Source organism: Dietzia sp. SYD-A1 (assembly GCF_015356725.1).
Classification (GTDB): domain Bacteria; phylum Actinomycetota; class Actinomycetes; order Mycobacteriales; family Mycobacteriaceae; genus Dietzia.
Genome location: NZ_JADDKI010000161.1, coordinates 1 through 6,362, shown reverse-complemented (window position 1 = coordinate 6,362; position 6,362 = coordinate 1). Strand labels below are relative to the sequence as shown.

Below are 6,362 nucleotides of genomic sequence, written 5' to 3'. Positions count from 1 at the left end.
GAGCGGGCCTGAGCGGTGGTCTTGCGATCCGCGAACCGCGACGGGTCCTGCCCCTCGAGCGCGGCCAACGCGGCCCGCGCGGCCCGGAGAGCCGCCTCCACGTCGTCCTCACAACCGACCAGAGGGGAGACGCCCACGTCGAGCAGTCGGTCCTGCAGATCCCGGAGGTCGTGTCGGCGCAGGCTCGCGTAGTCGACGAGGTTCTCAGCGCCCCGGCGGTGGGTCGGGTGCACACGCCCCACGTCCCGCGCCCTCGTCGCGCGGCCGGGTGCGAGATCGCCCAGGATGGAGTCGAGTTCACTCGTCAGATCGGAGTACACCCACCCAGTGTCGTCCCCGACGGGTCGACCGAGCGGGCCGGAACCGAGGTGGAACGGCGAATTCACCTGCCGGACACCCCGTGGGGGTGACGGACCGCCTCTCAGGCTGTAGGGTTCTGCGCAGTAGTTGAAAACGTACGTTGTATTTCTGTAGATCCACCGTTCTTGAGAGAGAACGATGCGGCACCGCAGGGAAACACACAGCACGCTCTCTGCTGCATCATCTGGTATCCCGACAAGCGGGGTACCGACTCTCGAAAGGACGCCACTATGGCTACCGGTACCGTGAAGTGGTTCAACGCCGACAAGGGCTTCGGCTTCATCGCCCCCGACGACGGCTCCGCCGACGTCTTCGCTCACTTCTCCGCCATCAACGGCTCGGGCTACCGCTCGCTCGAGGAGAACCAGCAGGTCTCCTTCGACGTCGCGCAGGGCGCCAAGGGCCTGCAGGCGGAGAACATCACCCCGATGTGAGCTGACGTCAGAGCGATCTGACGCCGCATCGACGAGAAGGGCCCTGCCCGGGATCACTCCCGGGCAGGGCCCTTCCGCATGTCCCCTTCCGCATGCCTCTGAGCACCGGCGGCCTCACAGTCCCAGAGAACGGGCGGCCTCAGATCGGGCAGGCCACTCCGCTGCGGACGTGGCAGTCGTATCCACCGGGGTTCTTGATCAGGTACTGCTGGTGGTAGTCCTCGGCGTAGGCGAACTCGCCGGACCGGACTTCACTGAGCAACCCGAATTCGGTGGTCAGAGGGCCGTACCCCGCGGCGTCGAGTTCCTTCTGATAGGCGGCCGCCACACGCCGGGCCGTGTCCAGCTGAGCGGTCGTGGTGGTGAACACGGCAGATCGGTACTGCGTTCCCCGGTCGTTGCCCTGCCTCATGCCCTGGGTGGGGTCGTGCCATTCGAAGAACGTGGCGAGGAGCCGCTCGACGGGCAGGACCTCGGGATCGAACACCACGAGAACCGCCTCGGTGTGCCCCGTCGCGCCCGTGCAGGTCTCCTCGTAGGTGGGATTGGGCGTCCATCCGCCCGCGTACCCGACCGCGGTGGTCCACACCCCGTCGAGCTGCCAGAGGATCTTCTCCGCCCCCCAGAAGCACCCCATCCCCAGCACGATCGACTCGTGCCCGTCGGGGAACGGGGGCACCATCGGGTTGCCGGTGACGATGTTGGTCGGCGCCACCGCGACCGGGTCGGGCCTGCCCGGCAGTGCCGAGTCGGCGTCGATCACCTCGGTCGCTGTCCGCATCGTCGAGTGTCGTATCGCGTCCTGTAACCAGCCCATGCAGCCAGGGTAACCCCGGGGGAGAGATGTGATCCGGACGTGATGTGACGAATACCATAGTCCGCGCTAGGGTGGGCGGAGGATCGACCAGTGGGGAGCTCGACGTGACCGCTTCAAAGCCCGCCGCACAGCAGCTGCGCGACATCCTCGACCGTGGTTCCTCCCAGCCCTTCGAGGGGTCGGGGTCCAGTGACCACGTCAGTCACCGGAACATCGCCGTGACGGTGGTGACCGCCGCGCTACTGCTCCTCGCGCTCGTCGCGATCGTCGCTCTCTGAGCCGCGGCCCCACCACAACCCTTCACGCACCACCCTGACCAGGAGCGGGGCCCATGGTGCACACTCATCCTCTCGGAGAACCGCCACGGTCCGCAGCTCCGTCGGCGTCAGCCAGCGCGCCTCGGCGATCTCCGCCCGGGGCTCCACAGGCAGGTCGGTCTCCACGGTGAACACCTCGGAGACCAATCTGAACCCGGGCTCGTTCGCCGCCGCGGTGTCGAAGCGTCCGAGCGGGGTCAGCCGTTCCGGAGCGAGAGGCACGCCCAGTTCCTCGTCGAGCTCGCGGACCGCGCAGTCCAGCGGGGCCTCACCCGGCTCCCACTTCCCCCCGGGGAGCATGAATCGGTCCGTGCCCTTCTTGCGCACGGTCACCACCGACCCGTCCGGACGCCTCACCACCACCGCGGAGACGGAGATGACGCGGAGAGAGGTCGAATCTTGATGATCCACGCCCTCGATCATGGCAGGCAGGGCGGGCGATCGCCCGACCGCTCCGCTGGTGGGCGACACCACCGGTGCGCGATCACTATGGTGGGAACCGGACGTCGTGACGGGCACCATGGGCCGGACCCAGGCGCGGCCCGTCACCCAACTGAGAGGACTCACCGCTATGGCCGAGTACGTTCTTCCCGACCTCGCCTATGACTACGGCGCGCTGGAGCCGCACATCTCCGCCGAGATCATGGAGCTCCACCACTCCAAGCACCACGCCACCTACGTCAAGGGCGCCAACGACGCGCTCGAGCAGTTGGCCGCGGCGCGCGAGGACGGCACCATCTCCACCAAGGCCCCGCTGCTCAGCAAGAATCTCGCCTTCCACCTCGGCGGCCACACCAACCACTCGGTGTTCTGGCAGAACATGTCGCCCGACGGTGGCGACAAGCCCGAGGGCGAGCTGGCCTCCGCCATCGACGCCGAGTTCGGGTCCTTCGACAAGTTCCAGGCCCACTTCAACGCCGCCGCCACCACCCTGCAGGGTTCCGGCTGGGCGGTCCTGGGATGGGACCACATCGGCCAGCGCCTGATCATCCAGCAGCTGACCGACCAGCAGGGCAACATCTCGATCAACATGACCCCGCTGCTCATGCTGGACATGTGGGAGCACGCCTTCTACCTCCAGTACAAGAACGTCAAGCCGGACTACGTCAAGGCCTGGTGGAACGTCGTGAACTGGGCGGACGTCGCGGAGCGCTACGCCGCCGCCAAGAGCTGACCACACGACCCGAGTGACGGGCCTCCGCGCAGGGCGCGGGGGCCCGTTCCCGTTCATCCCGACCGGGTTTCCGGTCAAGTGTCCAGTTGGGTAGCCTGACTGCACCAGAGGTGACCGACGTCACCTGCACCGCGGACCCGGGAGCCCGATGTCGATGTCACACCACGTCACCACGCGCCACGGCGTCGGGCGCCGCACCGTCCTCGGCGCGGCGGCAGCCCTCGGGGGGGTCACCGCCTTGCGCTCCGTCCTCCCCGCGGTCGCCTCCGCGCAGTCCACCCGGATGTACGTGGGCCGGGGCATCGGCGACATGACCGGGGAGTCCCTGGGGGCGGGGATGAACGGCTACGCCGACACCGAGCAGCACTCCGTGGGGCTTCACCTGCGTCAGCGGGCCCGGGCGTTCGTCTTCGCCGACTCCCCGTCGTCACCCAGGTTCCTCCACGTCACCGCCGAGATCGGGCTGGTCTTCCAGTCCATCCAGCAGGAGGTCCTCCGACGCCTCGCCGCCGAGTTCGGCGACGCCTACCACGAGGGAAATGTGGTCATCACGGCCACGCACACCCATTCCGCCCCCGGCGGGACGTCCGGTCACCCCATGGTCGACCTCTCGATGCTCGGCTTCCGGCCCGTCACCTTCGACGCCAACTGCGCCGGGATCGTCGACGCGGTCCGCATGGCGCATCACGACCTCGCGCCGTCGGACGTCGGGGTCACGACGGGCCACTTGCACGACGCCGGCGTCAACCGCTCCCGCGGGTCGTTCGACCGGGACCCCGCCGAGGAGCGTGCCCACTTCCCCACCGGAATCGACCCCCGGTCGCAGTCCCTGCAGGTCACCCGGGGCGGGAACCTGGTCGGGGTGATCAACTGGTTTGCCTCGCACGCGACCTCCATGACCACGTCCAACAGGCTCTCCTCGTCGGACAACAAGGGATACGCAGCCTGGTTCTGGGAGCGCGAGGCCGCGGGCCAGGACTATCTGGCCGGCGGAACCCCGGCCCTGGTGACCGCGTTCGCCCAGACGAACCCCGGCGACGTGAGTCCCAACCTCGACCTCCAGCCCGGGCGGGGGCCGACTCCGGACGAGTGGCTCAACACCCGTATCAACGGCGAACGACAGTTCGCCGCCGCACGCGACCAGGTGGGCCGGGACGTCCGCCCGCTCGGGGGTGGCATCGACGTCCGTCACCGCTGGGTCGACATGTCGATGGTCGAGGTCCGGCCGGAGTTCACAGGCGACGGCCGCACCCACCGAACCGCCGTCGCAGCGCTCGGCGCGGCGTTCGCCGCGGGCAGCCAGGAGGACGGAGGGGGCGCCGAGGAACTGCCCTTCACCGAAGGGGACCGGGGTGGGAACCCCGCGGTCAGAGCCATCTCCGAGGTCGTGATCCCCGCCTGGTTACGAGAGGCGCACGGCGCGAAGGACATACTCCTGCCCGTGGGCCTGGTGCCGCACGCCATCCAGCGCGTCTATCCGTTCCACCTCGTCCGACTGGGTGGGCACTACCTGTTCAGCCTGGGTTTCGAGCCGACCGTCGTGGCTGGCCTACGCCTGCGTCGGACACTGGCCGCCGAGCTCGCCGTCCCCGAGGACCACGTCACCGTGCAGGGGTACTCCAACGCCTACGGGCACTATGTCACGACCCCGGAGGAGTACTCGGCCCAGAACTACGAGGGCGGCGCCACCGCCTTCGGACCGTGGACACTGCCCGCCATCCAGCAGATCGCCGCCGACCTCGCTCGGTCGATGCGGGCCGGGGCGCCGCTGGACCCGGGAACCCCCGAGCGGGACCTCACCGGACAGATCCCCGTCTCCCCGCTGGGCAACCCGCTTGTCGACACCCCGGCGCCGCTGCGGAACTTCGGGGACGTGCTGGACCCTCCCCTGCCCGACTATCGGACGGGTCAGCGGGTCACGGTGCGGTTCTGCGGTACGAACCCCAACTCCGACCTTCGACGGGGTGAGACCTACCTCGCCGTGGAGCGCCGGGACGGCGGTCGGTGGATCCGGGTCCACGACGACGGCGACTGGTCCACCATGATCGTGTTCGAGGGGCTGCTCACGGTGACCAACGCCCTCATCACCTGGGACATCCCGCCGGGCACCCCGGCCGGTGAGTACCGGGTGGTGTACACCGCCTCGGGCCGCGGCCTCGACGGTCGACTGTTCCCCGTGCGGGGGGAGAGCCCGGCCTTCGACGTGCGCTGAACACGGTTCTGGAACACTGGGCCGGTAAGTGCTTGCACCTCCTAGTGCTCGCCTCCTAGAGAGAAAGGACATCGCCCGTGGACATCAAGGGTGCTTCCGTCATCGTCACCGGCGCCGCCTCCGGTCTGGGCAACGCCACCGCTCGTTCGTTCGCCGAGAAGGGGGCGATCGTCTTCGGCCTCGACCTGCAGCAGTCCATCGACAAGGCCGTCGAGCAGGGCATCGATGAGGGGATCACGCTCCTCGCCGCCGATGTCACCAGCGAGGACGACGTCAAGGCCGCCATCGCCAAGGCCACCGAGGCCGCCCCTCTGCGCGTGGTGGTCAACTGCGCGGGCATCGCCCCGGCCGCCCGCATCGTGTCCAAGAAGGGCGTGCACCCCCTGGACCTGTTCCAGACCTGCATCTCGGTGAACCTGGTCGGCACGTTCAACGTGCTGCGTCTCGCCGCCGAGGCGATGTCCACCCAGGACACGGTCGACTCCGACGGCCAGCGCGGCGTGATCATCAACACCGCCTCCGTGGCCGCTTACGAGGGCCAGGTGGGCCAGATCGCCTACGCCGCGTCCAAGGGCGGCGTGTACTCGATGGGCATCTGTGCGGCCCGCGACCTCGCCCAGTTCGGTATCCGCGTCAACACCATCGCCCCGGGCACGATCGAGACCCCGATGCTGCGGGGCCTGACCGAGGAGTTCCAGAAGACCCTCGAGGCCTCGATCCCGTTCCCCTCGCGTCTCGGACGCCCGTCGGACTACGCCCAGCTGGCGAACGCGATCGTCGAGCAGGACTACCTCAACGGCGAGAGCTTCCGCATGGACGGCGCGCTGCGCATGGCGCCGCGCTGATCCGGGGCTCCGCGGTGATCTGACCGTGGAATCGACGACTGAGGCCCGCCCCCTGGTCAGGGAGCGGGCCTCAGCGCCGTTCTGTGGACGTCGCGCGTCGGAGCCGATCCGTCAGCCGCGACCGTTCGGGGTATCCGGGCCCGGAGCCTGGGGAGCGGGTGCCGGGGCGGCCTGCTCGGGCGCCGCCGGGGCCCAGGGCAGCG

The 6,362-nt window shown here is 69.0% G+C and carries 7 protein-coding genes and 1 pseudogene; 5 read left to right on the top strand and 3 right to left on the bottom strand.

The window, feature by feature from the left end:
* Nucleotides 1-320 (bottom strand): annotated as a pseudogene (locus IY392_RS07720) (pyruvate kinase); the annotation flags it as partial.
* 270 nt (nucleotides 321-590) lie between these two features.
* On the opposite strand from IY392_RS07720, the gene IY392_RS07715 reads away from it, so the two are divergent.
* Nucleotides 591-794, top strand: a complete 204-nt coding sequence (locus IY392_RS07715) for a cold-shock protein (protein ID WP_017837502.1) — start codon at nucleotides 591-593, stop codon at nucleotides 792-794.
* A 139-nt stretch (nucleotides 795-933) separates the two neighbouring features.
* On the opposite strand, the gene msrA is transcribed toward IY392_RS07715, so the two are convergent.
* Nucleotides 934-1,575: a peptide-methionine (S)-S-oxide reductase MsrA gene (gene msrA / locus IY392_RS07710; RefSeq protein ID WP_182612741.1), complete on the bottom strand. Its 642-nt coding sequence runs from the start codon at nucleotides 1,573-1,575 to the stop codon at nucleotides 934-936.
* Between the two features lie 140 nt (nucleotides 1,576-1,715).
* Here msrA and IY392_RS07705 point away from each other — a divergent pair, with 140 nt between their 5' ends.
* On the top strand, nucleotides 1,716-1,889 hold the full coding sequence (locus IY392_RS07705; RefSeq protein ID WP_156607051.1) for a hypothetical protein: 174 nt from the start codon (nucleotides 1,716-1,718) through the stop codon (nucleotides 1,887-1,889).
* Here IY392_RS07705 and IY392_RS07700 read toward each other — a convergent pair.
* A complete protein-coding gene (locus IY392_RS07700) occupies nucleotides 1,851-2,339 on the bottom strand; it encodes an NUDIX domain-containing protein (RefSeq protein WP_231750450.1) in 489 nt (162 codons plus the stop codon). The genes IY392_RS07705 and IY392_RS07700 overlap by 39 nt on opposite strands.
* Nucleotides 2,340-2,499: 160 nt before the next feature.
* Here IY392_RS07700 and IY392_RS07695 point away from each other — a divergent pair, with 160 nt between their 5' ends.
* The 3 genes from IY392_RS07695 to IY392_RS07685 all read left to right on the top strand — a co-directional run bounded on the left by IY392_RS07695 (nucleotide 2,500) and on the right by IY392_RS07685 (nucleotide 6,159).
* The gene (locus tag IY392_RS07695; RefSeq protein WP_031265000.1) at nucleotides 2,500-3,102 is read left to right on the top strand and encodes a superoxide dismutase; all 603 of its coding nucleotides are present in this window, start codon (nucleotides 2,500-2,502) and stop codon (nucleotides 3,100-3,102) included.
* Nucleotides 3,103-3,250: 148 nt separating this feature from the next.
* Complete coding sequence (locus IY392_RS07690) at nucleotides 3,251-5,314, top strand: neutral/alkaline non-lysosomal ceramidase N-terminal domain-containing protein (protein WP_182612740.1); 2,064 nt, start codon at nucleotides 3,251-3,253, stop codon at nucleotides 5,312-5,314.
* Nucleotides 5,315-5,391: 77 nt separating this feature from the next.
* Entirely contained in the window at nucleotides 5,392-6,159 is a 768-nt protein-coding gene (locus IY392_RS07685) for an SDR family NAD(P)-dependent oxidoreductase (RefSeq protein WP_107755440.1), read from the top strand.
* Nucleotides 6,160-6,362: the final 203 nt, after the last annotated feature.

Excerpts from the sequence above, each read along its gene's own strand:
- IY392_RS07690 (WP_182612740.1), top strand. The coding sequence starts at position 3,251 with ATGTCGATGTCACACCACGTCACCACGCGCCACGGCGTCGGGCGCCGC.
- msrA (WP_182612741.1), bottom strand. The coding sequence starts at position 1,575 with ATGCGGACAGCGACCGAGGTGATCGACGCCGACTCGGCACTGCCGGGC.
- IY392_RS07715 (WP_017837502.1), top strand. The coding sequence starts at position 591 with ATGGCTACCGGTACCGTGAAGTGGTTCAACGCCGACAAGGGCTTCGGC.
- IY392_RS07695 (WP_031265000.1), top strand. The coding sequence starts at position 2,500 with ATGGCCGAGTACGTTCTTCCCGACCTCGCCTATGACTACGGCGCGCTG.